Genomic DNA, 12,559 nt, shown 5'->3' with positions numbered 1-12,559 from the left:
CGTCTCTATGATAGCGCGACTGGTTCAGAAAAGAGAGGATTGTTGCGGAATTGACGGTGCTGAACCGATGGAGGGCACGGCACGCTGCAGCGCGGCCCACAGGGTATCGACCAATACCGGGGCTTCGGCAATATCCGGCGTATGCAGAAAGAGATAGGGCGTGGTGCTTTTCTCCCAAAGGGCCAGCTTCTCCAGCCAGACGGCAAACAGGGCGCTGTTCTGCGCCATGTCATCGCTGCCGATAAAGCGCACCATTGGATGCTGGGCCGTGACTACCGCATGGACTGGCACCACGGGCTTCTTGCGCTGGGCTTCAATCACCGCTTCGCTGCGGGGAAGGGCGCTGTGCACCGGACGGCTGTCGAGGATCACCCGGTTGACGCCACGCGCATGCAGGCCCCGGTTAAGCTGCGTTTCCGCGTCGCCCTTGGTGAAAAATTCCTGATGGCGCACCTCTACCCCGTAGCGGAAATCCTCAGGTAGGCCGTCGAGGAACGACCACAGGGCGGGCAGATCCTGCGGCGCAAACGAGGCGGGCAGCTGGAGCCAGTACTGGCCAATACGCTCCGCCAGCGGGGCCATACGGCTAAAAAACTCCTCGGTGAGATCGCCGCACTGGCGCAGCCGCGCCTGGTGCGAGATGGTTGCCGGGAATTTAAAGCAGAAGCGGAAGGAATCGGTGGTCTGGGCGTGCCAGCGCGCCACGATATCGGCCTTTGGCAGGGCATACAGCGTGGTATTGCCCTCCACGCAGTTGAAGTGGCGGGCATACGCTTCGAGATCGGTGATGCCAAGGCGCACCCATTTCGGGTGCGACCACTGCGGCAGGCCAATGTAGATCATAGCGCGGTAAGGATCTCTTCGGTGCTGCGCACCCGGCCGATGCGCGGGAAGATATGCGTGAAGCTCCCCTGATGCTGGTCGCTGCTGGCGGCGCTGCAGGCGTCTTCCACCACAATCAGGTTAAAGCCCAGCTCCCACGCATTGCGGGCGGTGGACTCAACGCCGATGTTGGTGGAGATCCCGCACAGCACGATGGTGTCGATACCCCGGCGGCGCAGCTGCAGCTCAAGATCGGTGCCATAGAAGGCGCCCCACTGGCGTTTAGTCACTTCGATATCACCGTCGCGCTTGCCCAGCGCCACCGGATAGTGCCACCACTCCGGCGGCAGGGCGTGACCACCGATGGGGGCATCGACGGGCTGCTTGAGCGCCTCGGCGAAATCAGCCGACCAGCCTACGCGTACCATGACCACCGGTGCACCCTTGGCGCGAAACGTCTCCGCCAGCCGCGCAGCGCGAGCAACAACCTCATCTGCCGTATGCGGGCCACCGGCAAACGGCAGAATGCCCTCCTGAAGATCGATAACCACAAGGGCAGTTGTTTTCGCGTTAAGTTCTGGCATGTTAGCTCCTGTTATCTACGTCATTTGCCCATACAGTAAGCGTAAATGGCGTTAATCCGGGGCACAAATTTTGTTAGTTTTTGTGAGCGTAGAAGTAAAAGCGAGCATTCTGGTTGTAGAGGAGCGCTATCACTTAATCACTTTTAATTAATTATTGATAAAATCGTATATTAAAACATGTATACATTCATTGGCTTGATAATTTTCTAATTTAACTAACATGTTATTATGCGTCTGCAAGCAGAAGACGATCTCTTAATATAAAATCAATGAAAAAGGCTCCTCTATGAAAAAGCTCATTGCACTGTTTCCACTGTGTTTGCTGCTGACCGGGTGCCCCGGTAGCCATAGAGAAGGCGCGGAGTTAGGTGAGTGGAAACCAATAAGCATCAGTGCGAATAGCGTTTGCTTTAGTGTTAAACCTAAGGATGTTTTGAGTCGCTACACGCTAACCGTTCATGAAAATGGATATGAACAGTTACTACTTGGTGATTTTGTACATCTCTCTTATCCCAATACGTGTTTTAACATAGAATTTAATCCGGGTAGCGCTTACGCAGCAAATTACACGCTTAATAATAAAGTTTATTATTATACATTTGTTGTTGATAAGAGTGGAGAGTAGGACGGAGCCCGCCTAAAAACTGACCTCCAGGCCGACGTAGCGCCTCATCTTGGCTTTGAGTGTCAAGCTGATATCCAGTATAATAGCCCCCTTTTTTCATCCAGTTGTGACATTCAGCTCGCGCTGCGTCGTCGTGGCTGCAAGGCAGGCGACAAACGGCCTGCGGCTAAGTTAAGGGATATCTCATGCGTACAGAATATTGCGGACAGCTTCGACTGTCCCACGAGGGGCAGCAGGTGACTCTGTGTGGTTGGGTCAACCGCCGCCGCGATCTCGGCAGCCTGATCTTTATCGATATGCGCGATCGTGAAGGTATCGTGCAGGTGTTCTTCGATCCGGATCGCGCAGATGCGTTAAAGCTGGCCTCTGAACTGCGTAATGAGTTCTGCATCCAGGTCACCGGCACCGTGCGCCGCCGTGACGATAAAAACATCAACAGCGATATGGCTACCGGCGAGATTGAAGTGCTGGCCTCCGATCTGACCATCATCAACCGTTCAGACTCGCTGCCGCTCGACTCCAACCACGTCAATACCGAAGAGGCGCGTCTCAAGTACCGCTATCTGGATCTGCGTCGCCCGGAGATGGCTAACCGCCTGAAGACCCGCGCGAAGATCACCAGCTTCGTGCGCCGTTTCATGGACGACCACGGTTTCCTCGACATCGAAACCCCGATGCTGACCAAGGCTACCCCGGAAGGGGCGCGTGACTATCTGGTGCCGAGCCGCGTGCACAAAGGCAAATTCTATGCCCTGCCGCAGTCCCCACAGCTGTTCAAGCAGCTGCTGATGATGTCCGGCTTTGATCGTTACTACCAGATCGTCAAATGCTTCCGCGATGAAGACCTGCGTGCGGATCGCCAACCTGAATTTACCCAGATCGACGTTGAAACCTCCTTCATGACCGCACCGCAGGTGCGTGAGGTGATGGAAGCGCTGGTGCGTCAGCTGTGGCAGGCCACCATTAACGTAGACCTTGGCGACTTTCCGGTGATGACCTTTGCCGAGGCCGAGCGCCGCTACGGCTCTGACAAACCAGACCTGCGTAACCCGATGGAGCTGGTGGACGTTGCCGACCTGCTGAAAAACGTTGAGTTTGCCGTGTTTGCCGGTCCGGCCAACGACGCCAAAGGCCGCGTGGCTGCCTTGCGTGTGCCGGGCGGCGCTGCCCTGAGCCGTAAGCAGATTGACGACTACGGCAATTTTATTAAGATCTACGGCGCGAAAGGGCTGGCCTACATCAAGGTCACCGAGCGTGCAAAAGGTCTGGAAGGCATCACCAGCCCGGTAGCGAAGTTCCTGAATGCAGAGATTATCGAAGCGATTCTGGAGCGTACCGGCGCGCAGGATGGCGACATGATCTTCTTCGGCGCGGACAACCGCAAAGTCGTTGCCGACGCGATGGGCGCGCTGCGCCTCAAGCTGGGTAAAGATCTGAGCATCACCGACGAAAGCAAGTGGGCGCCGCTGTGGGTCATCGACTTCCCGATGTTCGAAGAGGACGGCGAAGGCGGTCTGACCGCGATGCACCACCCGTTCACCGCGCCGAGCAACATGACTGCGGAAGAGCTGAAGGCTGCGCCGGAAACCGCTATCGCTAACGCCTACGATATGGTCATCAACGGCTATGAAGTGGGTGGTGGTTCAGTGCGTATTCACCGCGGCGAAATGCAGCAGACGGTGTTTGGCATCCTCGGCATTACCGAGCAGGAGCAGCGCGAGAAGTTCGGCTTCCTGCTCGACGCCCTGAAGTACGGTACGCCGCCGCACGCGGGCCTGGCTTTCGGTCTCGATCGTCTGACCATGCTGCTGACCGGCACCGATAACATCCGTGACGTGATCGCTTTCCCGAAAACCACCGCCGCTGCCTGCCTGATGACCGAAGCGCCAAGCTTCGCCAACCAGGCCGCGCTGACCGAGCTGGGTATTGAAGTGATCAAAAAGGCTGAGAATAACTAATGACCTATAAGCAACCCGTTTCCGTGCTAGTCGTGATCTACGCCCAGGACACGAAACGGGTGCTGATGCTACAACGGCGCGACGATCCCAATTTCTGGCAGTCGGTTACCGGCAGCCTGGAGGAGGGTGAAACCGCGCCGCAGGCCGCCGCGCGTGAAGTAAAGGAAGAGGTCGCGATTGACGTTGCAGCAGAGCAGCTGACCTTGATCGACTGTCAGCGCACGGTTGAGTTTGAAATTTTTATGCATTTACGTCATCGCTATGCGCCGGGTATTAAGCGCAACACGGAATCGTGGTTCTGTCTTGCGCTGCCTCACGAGCGGGAGATCGTGTTCACTGAACACCTGACCTACCGCTGGGTCGACGCGGTGGATGCTGCCGCCCTGACTAAGTCGTGGAGCAACCGGCAGGCGATTGAAGAGTTTGTAATTAACGCCGCCTGAGAAGGCGCTTTTGGAGAATTTTTTATGGCAGGTCACAGTAAATGGGCCAACACCAAACACCGCAAAGCGGCACAGGATGCCAAACGCGGTAAGATCTTTACCAAAATTATTCGTGAGCTGGTAACGGCAGCGCGTCTGGGCGGCGGCGATGCCGGCTCTAACCCGCGTCTGCGTGCGGCAATCGATAAAGCGCTCTCCAACAACATGACTCGCGATACCCTGAACCGCGCCATCGCCCGTGGCGTGGGCGGCGATGAAGACGCGAACATGGAGACCATCATTTATGAAGGTTATGGCCCTGGCGGCACGGCGGTAATGGTCGAGTGCCTGTCTGACAACCGTAACCGTACCGTTGCCGAAGTTCGCCATGCGTTCACCAAAACCGGCGGCAACCTCGGTACCGACGGCTCCGTTGCCTACCTGTTCAGCAAGAAAGGGGTGATCTCCTTCGAGCAGGGCGACGAAGATGCGATCATGGAAGCTGCGCTGGAAGCCGGTGCGGAAGACGTGGTGACCTATGACGACGGCGCAATCGACGTCTACACCGCATGGGAAGAGATGGGTGCCGTACGCGATGCGCTGGAAGCTGCTGGCCTGAAAGCGGACAGCGCTGAAGTGTCGATGATCCCGTCCACCAAAGCGGACATGGATGCCGAGACCGCGCCGAAGCTGCTGCGCCTGATCGACATGCTTGAAGACTGCGATGACGTGCAGGAGGTTTACCACAACGGTGAGATCTCTGATGAGGTCGCAGCGACCCTCGAATGAGGCCGTCTGGCTCCGTAAAACAGGAGGTGCGTGGTGTCAATCATTCTCGGTATTGATCCCGGCTCACGCATCACCGGCTACGGCGTGATCCGCCAGGTCGGCAGACAGCTTACCTATCTTGGCAGCGGCTGTATCCGCACCAAGGTTGACGATCTCCCTTCACGCCTGAAGCTGATTTACGCGGGCGTGTCGGAGATCATCACCCAGTTCCAGCCCGACTTTTTCGCTATTGAGCAGGTCTTTATGGCGAAAAACGCCGACTCGGCGCTTAAGCTCGGGCAGGCGCGCGGGGTGGCGATTGTTGCGGCGGTAAATCAGGACCTGCCGGTCTTTGAGTATGCCGCTCGCCAGGTCAAGCAGACGGTGGTCGGCATCGGTAGCGCGGAGAAGAGTCAGGTGCAGCATATGGTGCGTACCCTGCTCAAACTTCCCGCTAATCCCCAGGCGGATGCCGCCGATGCGCTGGCGATTGCCATAACCCACTGTCATGTCAGCCAAAACGCCATGCAAATGAGTGAAAAGCGGCTCAATCTTGCGCGAGGGCGGTTACGTTAATCGAAAAAGAGGCTGGATATGTATCCAGCCTTTTTTATATCATAGAGAAAATTTTAGCCGATAGCGCAGGAGCGAAACGTGATAGGCAGACTCAGAGGCATTATTGTCGAGAAACAACCCCCGCTGGTGCTGCTGGAGACCGGCGGCGTAGGCTATGAAGTGCATATGCCAATGACCTGCTTCTATGAGCTACCGGATGCTGGGCAGGAAGCGATTATCTTCACCCACTTCGTGGTGCGTGAAGATGCCCAGCTGCTGTACGGCTTTAACAACAAACAGGAACGCACCCTGTTTAAAGAGCTGATCAAAACCAACGGCGTTGGGCCAAAGCTGGCGCTGGCGATCCTCTCCGGCATGTCGGCGCAGCAGTTTGTCAACGCCGTCGAACGCGAAGATCCCAACGCGTTGGTGAAGCTGCCCGGCATCGGTAAAAAGACCGCCGAGCGCCTGATTGTTGAGATGAAAGACCGCTTCAAAGGTCTGCATGGCGATCTCTTTACGCCAGCGGCGGATCTGGTGCTGACTTCGCCCGTGGGCCCGTCGGCGGACGATGCCGAACAGGAAGCGGTTGCCGCGCTAGTGGCGTTGGGCTACAAGCCTCAGGAAGCCAGCCGCATGGTCAGTAAACTGGCACGCCCGGATGCCAGCAGTGAAACACTTATTCGTGAAGCGCTTCGCGCCGCGATGTGAGGTAAAGGATGATAGAAGCAGACCGCCTGGTATCAGCAGGCAGCGTTACCCAGGAAGAGGTCATCGATCGCGCGATCCGTCCTAAGCTGCTCGACGAATACATTGGCCAGCCGCAGGTGCGCTCGCAGATGGAGATTTTTATCCAGGCGGCAAAGCTGCGTGGTGATGCGCTCGATCATCTGTTGATCTTCGGCCCGCCGGGCCTGGGTAAAACGACCCTGGCCAACATTGTCGCCAACGAGATGGGCGTTAACCTGCGCACCACCTCTGGCCCGGTGCTGGAGAAGGCGGGGGATCTCGCCGCGATGCTGACCAACCTTGAGCCGCACGACGTGCTGTTTATCGATGAGATCCATCGCCTGTCGCCGGTCGTGGAAGAGGTGCTCTACCCAGCGATGGAAGATTATCAGCTGGATATCATGATTGGCGAAGGCCCGGCGGCGCGCTCGATTAAAATCGACCTGCCGCCCTTTACGCTGATCGGTGCCACCACCCGTGCCGGCTCCCTGACCTCGCCGCTGCGCGATCGCTTTGGCATCGTGCAGCGCCTGGAGTTTTACCAGGTCGCCGATCTGCAGCATATCGTCGGGCGCAGCGCGCGCTTTATGGGGCTGGAGATGAGTGAAGAGGGTGCCCTGGAAGTGGCCCGCCGCTCGCGGGGTACGCCACGTATCGCCAACCGCCTCCTTAGGCGCGTGCGCGACTTCTCCGAAGTGAAGCATGACGGGACAATCTCCGCAGACGTGGCCGCCCAGGCGCTGGATATGCTCAACGTTGACGCCGAAGGCTTTGACTATATGGACCGCAAGCTGCTATTGGCGGTGATCGATAAGTTCTTTGGCGGCCCGGTGGGGTTAGATAACCTTGCAGCGGCCATCGGTGAAGAGCGAGAAACGATTGAGGATGTGCTGGAACCATACCTGATCCAGCAGGGCTTTTTACAGCGCACCCCGCGCGGGCGGATGGCGACGGTAAGAGCCTGGAACCACTTCGGTATTACGCCGCCAGCAATGCCATAAGGCATGCCGCAGGTTTTGTAGCCCCGGTAAGCGTAGCGCCACCGGGGAAAATGATTACTGCGCCGGTTTCTTCATCATGCTAAGGATAAACAGCGCTGCGGCGCAGAGCACCACCGAGGGGCCTGCGGGCGTGTCATAGAACGCCGAGAAGGTCAGTCCCCCGGTGACGGCGAGCATTCCGACTGCCACCGCAACCCCGGCCATCTGCTCCGGCGTGCGGGCGAAACGGCGGGCGGTGGCGGCGGGAATGATCAGCAGGGAAGTGATGATCAACGCGCCCACAAACTTCATCGCTACGCCAATTGTCAGGGCAGTTACCAGCATCAGCAGCAGCTTCACCCGCTGCAGTTTCACCCCGTCAACAAAGGCCAGATCCGGACTGATGGTCATCGACAGCAGGCTGCGCCACTGCCAGAGCAGGATGCCAAGCACAATCGCGACGCCCACCCCGAGGATGATCAGATCGTCCGGCGTCACCGCCAGCAGATCGCCAAACAGGTAGGCCATTAGGTCGACGCGAATGTTCGACATCAGACTGACCACCACCAGACCCAGCGACAGAGCGCTGTGCGCCATAATGCCCAGCAGGGTATCGATCGCCAGGTGCGGACGCTTCTCCAGCCAGACCAGCCCACCGGCAAGCAGCAGCGTCACCGCAATCACCGCGTAAAACGGATTGACGTCCAGCAGCAGACCAAAAGCGACGCCGAGCAGCGACGCGTGGGCGAGGGTGTCGCCGAAGTAAGACATCCGACGCCAGACCACAAAGGAGCCCAGCGGGCCTGCGGCACAGGCCAGCATCATCCCGGCCAGCCAGCCGGGCAGAAGTAGTTCAATCATGAGTTTCCATTTCCCCGGCGCAGTACGATACGGCCCTGTAAATCATGGCGATGGTTATGGTTATGGCGATAGATGCCCAGCTGTTCAGCGCCGCGCGGCCCGAACATTGAGATAAACTGCGGATGCATAGCCACCACCTCTGGCGTGCCGGAGCAGCAGATATGGTGGTTGAGGCACAGCACCTCGTCGGTTTTCGCCATCACCAGATGCAGATCGTGAGAAACCATCAGCACGGCGCAGTTCAGCTCCCGGCGCAGCTGGTCAATCAGATCGTACAGCGCCACCTGGCCGTTCACGTCTACGCCCTGAGTAGGCTCATCCAACACCAGCAGCTGCGGAGCGTTAAGCAGGGCGCGGGCCAGCAGCACGCGCTGGGTCTCACCGCCGGAAAGCTTTTGCATCGGAGCATCAATCAGGTGTCCGGCCTGCACGCGCTTAAGGGCCGGAAGAATATCATCCTTGCGCGTCCCCGGACGCAGGCGCAAAAAACGGCTGACGGTCAGGGGCAGGGTGGCGTCCAGATGCAGCTTCTGCGGAACATAACCAATGCGCAGCGCCTTATCGCGCTTGATTGTGCCGGAATCGGCTGCTACCAGGCCGAGCACGACCCGCACAAGGGTCGATTTTCCTGCGCCGTTTGGACCCAGCAGGGTTAAAATTTTTCCAGGCTGCAGCACCAGCGAAATGTCAGACAGGACGCGGCGTTGACCGAAGGAGACGGATACATTTTCCAGTGAAACAAGATTTGTCATAGTGTTTAAGGGCTTGCACAAGTCATAGAATGTTATAATATCACATTCCACCCACTTATTACGATGATTAGTCGCATTATGTTACATAAAAATACGCTTCTTTGCGCTGCAATCTCCACCGCTCTCATGAGCTTAACACTCTCTCCCGCCAACGCCGCCGTTGTCGCTTCGCTTAAGCCTATCGGCTTTATCGCCGCCGCCATTACCGACGGTGTGACTAAGACAGAAGTATTACTGCCGGACGGTGCTTCTGAGCATGATTACTCATTGCGTCCTTCGGATGTAAAACGCTTACAGAGCGCGGACTTAGTGGTTTGGGTCGGGCCGGACATGGAAGCCTTCATGCAGAAGCCGACTCAGCAGCTGCCAGCGCAGAAGCAGCTGGCGATTGGCGAGCTGCCAGACGTGAAACCGTTGCTGATGAAAGGCGGCGAGCATGATGAAGATGAGCATGAAGGTCATGACCACCAGGGCGAAAAGGGTGACGAACATCACCATCATGGCGAGTATAACATGCACATTTGGATGTCACCGGAGGTAGCCCGCCTGGCTGCGGTTGCAATCCATCAAAAATTAGTGGAAGTTATGCCGCAAAGTCGAGCCAAGCTTGACGCCAACCTGCGCGATTTTGAGGCACAATTGGCCGAAACCGATAAGCAGGTCGGCACTGAGCTCGCACCCGTGAAGGGGAAAGGGTATTTCGTTTTTCATGACGCCTATGGCTACTACGAAAAACACTATGGTCTGACGCCGCTCGGCCATTTCACCGTTAACCCTGAAATTCAGCCCGGTGCGCAGCGTTTACATGAAATCAGAACACAGTTAGTTGAGCAAAAAGCAACCTGCGTTTTTGCTGAGCCACAGTTCAGGCCAGCGGTCGTTGAATCTGTTGCGAGAGGAACGTCTGTGCGAATGGGGACTTTAGATCCTCTGGGCACCAATATTGCGCTGAGTAAAACCAGCTACGCGCAATTTTTGAAACAACTCTCAAACCAGTATGCGAGCTGCCTGAAAGGAGATTAACGAGGAAGTGAATACGTGCAACAGATAGCCCGCTCTGTCGCCCTGGCATTTAACAATTTGCCCCGACCCCATCGCGTTATGCTGGGGTCGCTTACTGTTCTCACATTAGCGGTCGCCGTCTGGCGGCCCTATGTCTACCACCCCGAGTCTACTCCGATTGTAAAGGCCATTGAGCTGGAGAAGAGCGAGATCCGTTCGCTGCTGCCGGAAGCCAGTGAGCCTATCGATCAGTCGATGCCTGATGAAGTCGAAGAGATCCCCCAGGACGAACTGGATGATAAAACCGGCAACGAGGCGGGCGTGCATGAGTACGTTGTCTCTACCGGCGATACGCTCAGCAGCATTCTGACCCAGTATGGCATGGATATGGGTGATGTCACCCAGCTCGCCAGCGCCGATAAAGAGCTGCGTAATTTGAAGATCGGCCAGCAAATCTCCTGGACGCTCACCGCCGATGGCGATCTGCAGCGCCTGACTTGGGAGATGTCGCGCCGTGAAACCCGCACCTATGACCGCACGGAGAGCGGCGCATTTAAAATGAGCAGTGAAGTTCAGCAGGGCGACTGGGTTAACACCACGCTGAAAGGCGCGGTCGGCAGCAGCTTCGTTGCCAGCGCCAAAGAAGCGGGCCTTAACAGCGGTGAAATTAGCGCGGTGATCAAAGCCATGCAGTGGCAGGTAGATCTGCGCAAGCTGAAAAAGGGCGATGAGTTCTCGGTGCTGATGTCCCGTGAAATGCTCGACGGCAAGCGCGAGCAGAGTCAGCTGCTCGGCGTACGTCTGCGCTCGGACGGGAAAGACTACTACGCTATCCGCGCTGAAGATGGCAAATTCTACGATCGGAACGGCACCGGTCTGGCGAAAGGCTTTATGCGTTTCCCAACCTCTAAACAGTTCCGCGTCTCGTCAAACTTTAACCCGCGTCGTCTGAACCCGGTGACCGGCCGCGTTGCCCCGCACAAAGGCGTTGATTTTGCCATGCCGCAGGGCACCCCGGTGCTGGCGGTAGGCGATGGCGAAGTCGTTACCGCTAAGCGCAGCGGCGCGGCAGGTTACTACGTGGCGATCCGTCACGGTCGTACCTACACCACGCGCTATATGCACCTGCGCAAGCTGCTGGTGAAAGATGGCCAGAAGGTGAAGCGGGGCGATCGTATCGCGCTTTCGGGTAACACCGGCCGCTCAACCGGCCCGCATCTGCACTATGAGGTGTGGATCAACCAGCAGGCGGTTAACCCGTTAACGGCTAAGCTGCCGCGTACCGAAGGGTTGACCGGCAGCGATCGCCGCGACTACCTGGCGCAGGTGAAAGAGGTTATGCCTCAGCTGCGTTTCGACTAGCTTGCCCCCGCAGAAGCGCTATAAAGGCCGGTTGCCCATGGGCACCGGCTTTTTCTTTTGTGCGAAGCCAAACGTCTCGCTAAACTATCACGTTAATTGATACCTGATTATTTCTCTGACCCGAGCCTATCGGCTCCCGGAAGATGCATGGAAACGAAAAAAAATAACAGCGAATACATTCCCCAGTTTGAAAAGGAGTTCCTTCAGCCGCGCTACTGGGGTGCATGGCTGGGCGTTCTCGCGCTGGCAGGCGTGTCGCTTATACCGGCCTCGGTACGCGATCCGCTGCTGGGCAAGCTGGGGCGTCTCGGTGGCCGCCTGGGTAAAAGTGCCCGCCGCCGGGCGCAAATTAACCTGCTCTACTGCTTCCCTGATAAGAGCGTAGCCGAGCGGGAAGCCATTGTTGATAAGATGTTTGCTACCGCTCCCCAGTCAATGGTGCTGATGGCTGAGCTGGCGATACGCGGCCCGGAGAAGATTGCCAGTCGTATTCACTGGCAGGGCAAAGAGATTATCGACGAGATGCAGCGCAACGGTGAGAACGTGATCCTGCTGGTGCCGCACGGCTGGGGCGTAGATATTCCGGCGATGCTGATGGCCTCCCAGGGGCGGCCGATCGCTGCTATGTTCCATAACCAGGGTAACAAGGTTCTTGATTACGTCTGGAATAAAGTGCGCCTCCGCTTTGGCGGGCGTCTGCATCCGCGCAATAGCGGCATCAAACACTTTATTCAATCCGTACGCCAGGGATATTGGGGTTACTACCTGCCCGATCAGGATCACGGCGCGGAGCAGAGCGAGTTCGTTGACTTCTTTGCGACCTATAAAGCGACGCTGCCTGCCGTTGGCCGCCTGATGAAAGTCTGCCGCGCCCGCGTTGTGCCGCTGTTCCCGGTCTATGACAGCAAAACGCATCGCCTGACGATTATGGTCAGGCCGCCGATGGACGATCTGTTAGACGCTGACGATAACACCCTCGCCAGACGGATGAATGAAGAGGTGGAGCACCTCGTCAGCCCGAATCCAGAGCAGTATACCTGGATCCTAAAGCTGCTTAAGACGCGCAGGCCGGGTGAACAGGAGCCCTACAAGCGTAAAGAGCTGTTTCCGAGGAAATAGGGAAATATACGCCGGGTAGC

14 protein-coding genes are annotated in these 12,559 nt (G+C 57.3%); 10 read left to right on the top strand and 4 right to left on the bottom strand.

Translation table 11 applies throughout. From position 1 onward, the window contains the following. Window positions 1-24 precede the first annotated feature (24 nt). Window positions 25-843 carry a DUF72 domain-containing protein gene (locus tag EV102420_RS09735; protein ID WP_042391364.1) on the bottom strand — a complete coding sequence of 273 codons (819 nt, stop codon included), beginning with the start codon at window positions 841-843 and terminating at the stop codon, window positions 25-27. Then, window positions 840-1,406 (bottom strand): hydrolase, encoded by a 567-nt coding sequence (locus tag EV102420_RS09730; protein ID WP_042391363.1) that lies wholly within the window; start codon window positions 1,404-1,406, stop codon window positions 840-842. Before EV102420_RS09730 ends, EV102420_RS09735 begins: the two co-directional genes overlap by 4 nt. Before the next feature lie 286 nt (window positions 1,407-1,692). Here EV102420_RS09730 and EV102420_RS22325 point away from each other — a divergent pair, with 286 nt between their 5' ends. The 7 genes from EV102420_RS22325 to ruvB all read left to right on the top strand — a co-directional run bounded on the left by EV102420_RS22325 (window position 1,693) and on the right by ruvB (window position 7,464). Then, window positions 1,693-2,031, top strand: a complete 339-nt coding sequence (locus EV102420_RS22325; RefSeq protein WP_072015229.1) for a putative T6SS immunity periplasmic lipoprotein — start codon at window positions 1,693-1,695, stop codon at window positions 2,029-2,031. Between the two features lie 185 nt (window positions 2,032-2,216). Beyond that, window positions 2,217-3,989: an aspartate--tRNA ligase gene (aspS, locus tag EV102420_RS09725; protein WP_042391362.1), complete on the top strand. Its 1,773-nt coding sequence runs from the start codon at window positions 2,217-2,219 to the stop codon at window positions 3,987-3,989. Further along, window positions 3,989-4,432: a dihydroneopterin triphosphate diphosphatase gene (nudB, locus tag EV102420_RS09720; RefSeq protein ID WP_042391361.1), complete on the top strand. Its 444-nt coding sequence runs from the start codon at window positions 3,989-3,991 to the stop codon at window positions 4,430-4,432. The genes aspS and nudB overlap by 1 nt, the downstream gene beginning before the upstream one ends. 24 nt (window positions 4,433-4,456) lie before the next feature. Then, the gene (locus EV102420_RS09715; RefSeq protein ID WP_042391358.1) at window positions 4,457-5,200 is read left to right on the top strand and encodes a YebC/PmpR family DNA-binding transcriptional regulator; all 744 of its coding nucleotides are present in this window, start codon (window positions 4,457-4,459) and stop codon (window positions 5,198-5,200) included. A 33-nt stretch (window positions 5,201-5,233) separates the two neighbouring features. After that, a complete protein-coding gene (gene ruvC / locus EV102420_RS09710) occupies window positions 5,234-5,755 on the top strand; it encodes a crossover junction endodeoxyribonuclease RuvC (RefSeq protein WP_042391357.1) in 522 nt (173 codons plus the stop codon). Between the two features lie 78 nt (window positions 5,756-5,833). After that, window positions 5,834-6,445, top strand: coding sequence for a Holliday junction branch migration protein RuvA (gene ruvA, locus EV102420_RS09705; protein WP_042391356.1), 612 nt, complete (start codon window positions 5,834-5,836; stop codon window positions 6,443-6,445). Between the two features lie 8 nt (window positions 6,446-6,453). Continuing rightward, on the top strand, window positions 6,454-7,464 hold the full coding sequence (gene ruvB, locus EV102420_RS09700) for a Holliday junction branch migration DNA helicase RuvB (RefSeq protein WP_042391355.1): 1,011 nt from the start codon (window positions 6,454-6,456) through the stop codon (window positions 7,462-7,464). Window positions 7,465-7,518: 54 nt separating this feature from the next. Here the strand turns inward: ruvB and znuB are convergent, their stop codons facing one another. Next, window positions 7,519-8,304 carry a zinc ABC transporter permease subunit ZnuB gene (gene znuB / locus EV102420_RS09695; protein WP_042391354.1) on the bottom strand — a complete coding sequence of 262 codons (786 nt, stop codon included), beginning with the start codon at window positions 8,302-8,304 and terminating at the stop codon, window positions 7,519-7,521. Beyond that, window positions 8,301-9,056: a zinc ABC transporter ATP-binding protein ZnuC gene (gene znuC / locus EV102420_RS09690; RefSeq protein ID WP_042391353.1), complete on the bottom strand. Its 756-nt coding sequence runs from the start codon at window positions 9,054-9,056 to the stop codon at window positions 8,301-8,303. The genes znuB and znuC overlap by 4 nt, the downstream gene beginning before the upstream one ends. A 78-nt stretch (window positions 9,057-9,134) precedes the next feature. Between znuC and znuA the strand changes: the two genes are divergently transcribed. The 3 genes from znuA to lpxM all read left to right on the top strand — a co-directional run bounded on the left by znuA (window position 9,135) and on the right by lpxM (window position 12,539). Continuing rightward, the gene (znuA, locus tag EV102420_RS09685) at window positions 9,135-10,079 is read left to right on the top strand and encodes a zinc ABC transporter substrate-binding protein ZnuA (protein ID WP_042391352.1); all 945 of its coding nucleotides are present in this window, start codon (window positions 9,135-9,137) and stop codon (window positions 10,077-10,079) included. 15 nt (window positions 10,080-10,094) lie between these two features. Then, the gene (gene mepM, locus EV102420_RS09680) at window positions 10,095-11,420 is read left to right on the top strand and encodes a murein DD-endopeptidase MepM (RefSeq protein ID WP_042391351.1); all 1,326 of its coding nucleotides are present in this window, start codon (window positions 10,095-10,097) and stop codon (window positions 11,418-11,420) included. A 147-nt stretch (window positions 11,421-11,567) separates the two neighbouring features. Further along, window positions 11,568-12,539, top strand: a complete 972-nt coding sequence (gene lpxM, locus EV102420_RS09675) for a lauroyl-Kdo(2)-lipid IV(A) myristoyltransferase (RefSeq protein ID WP_042391349.1) — start codon at window positions 11,568-11,570, stop codon at window positions 12,537-12,539. Window positions 12,540-12,559 lie beyond the last annotated feature (20 nt).

The organism is Pseudescherichia vulneris NBRC 102420, assembly GCF_000759795.1.
Lineage (GTDB): Bacteria > Pseudomonadota > Gammaproteobacteria > Enterobacterales > Enterobacteriaceae > Pseudescherichia > Pseudescherichia vulneris.
The sequence above is the reverse complement of the archived record's forward strand: the minus strand, read 5'-3'. Positions and strand labels throughout refer to the sequence as shown.

Excerpts from the sequence above, each read along its gene's own strand:
- EV102420_RS09715 (WP_042391358.1), top strand. The coding sequence starts at position 4,457 with ATGGCAGGTCACAGTAAATGGGCCAACACCAAACACCGCAAAGCGGCA.
- ruvB (WP_042391355.1), top strand. The coding sequence starts at position 6,454 with ATGATAGAAGCAGACCGCCTGGTATCAGCAGGCAGCGTTACCCAGGAA.
- znuA (WP_042391352.1), top strand. The coding sequence starts at position 9,135 with ATGTTACATAAAAATACGCTTCTTTGCGCTGCAATCTCCACCGCTCTC.
- EV102420_RS09735 (WP_042391364.1), bottom strand. The coding sequence starts at position 843 with ATGATCTACATTGGCCTGCCGCAGTGGTCGCACCCGAAATGGGTGCGC.
- EV102420_RS22325 (WP_072015229.1), top strand. The coding sequence starts at position 1,693 with ATGAAAAAGCTCATTGCACTGTTTCCACTGTGTTTGCTGCTGACCGGG.
- aspS (WP_042391362.1), top strand. The coding sequence starts at position 2,217 with ATGCGTACAGAATATTGCGGACAGCTTCGACTGTCCCACGAGGGGCAG.
- lpxM (WP_042391349.1), top strand. The coding sequence starts at position 11,568 with ATGGAAACGAAAAAAAATAACAGCGAATACATTCCCCAGTTTGAAAAG.
- nudB (WP_042391361.1), top strand. The coding sequence starts at position 3,989 with ATGACCTATAAGCAACCCGTTTCCGTGCTAGTCGTGATCTACGCCCAG.
- znuC (WP_042391353.1), bottom strand. The coding sequence starts at position 9,056 with ATGACAAATCTTGTTTCACTGGAAAATGTATCCGTCTCCTTCGGTCAA.
- znuB (WP_042391354.1), bottom strand. The coding sequence starts at position 8,304 with ATGATTGAACTACTTCTGCCCGGCTGGCTGGCCGGGATGATGCTGGCC.
- EV102420_RS09730 (WP_042391363.1), bottom strand. The coding sequence starts at position 1,406 with ATGCCAGAACTTAACGCGAAAACAACTGCCCTTGTGGTTATCGATCTT.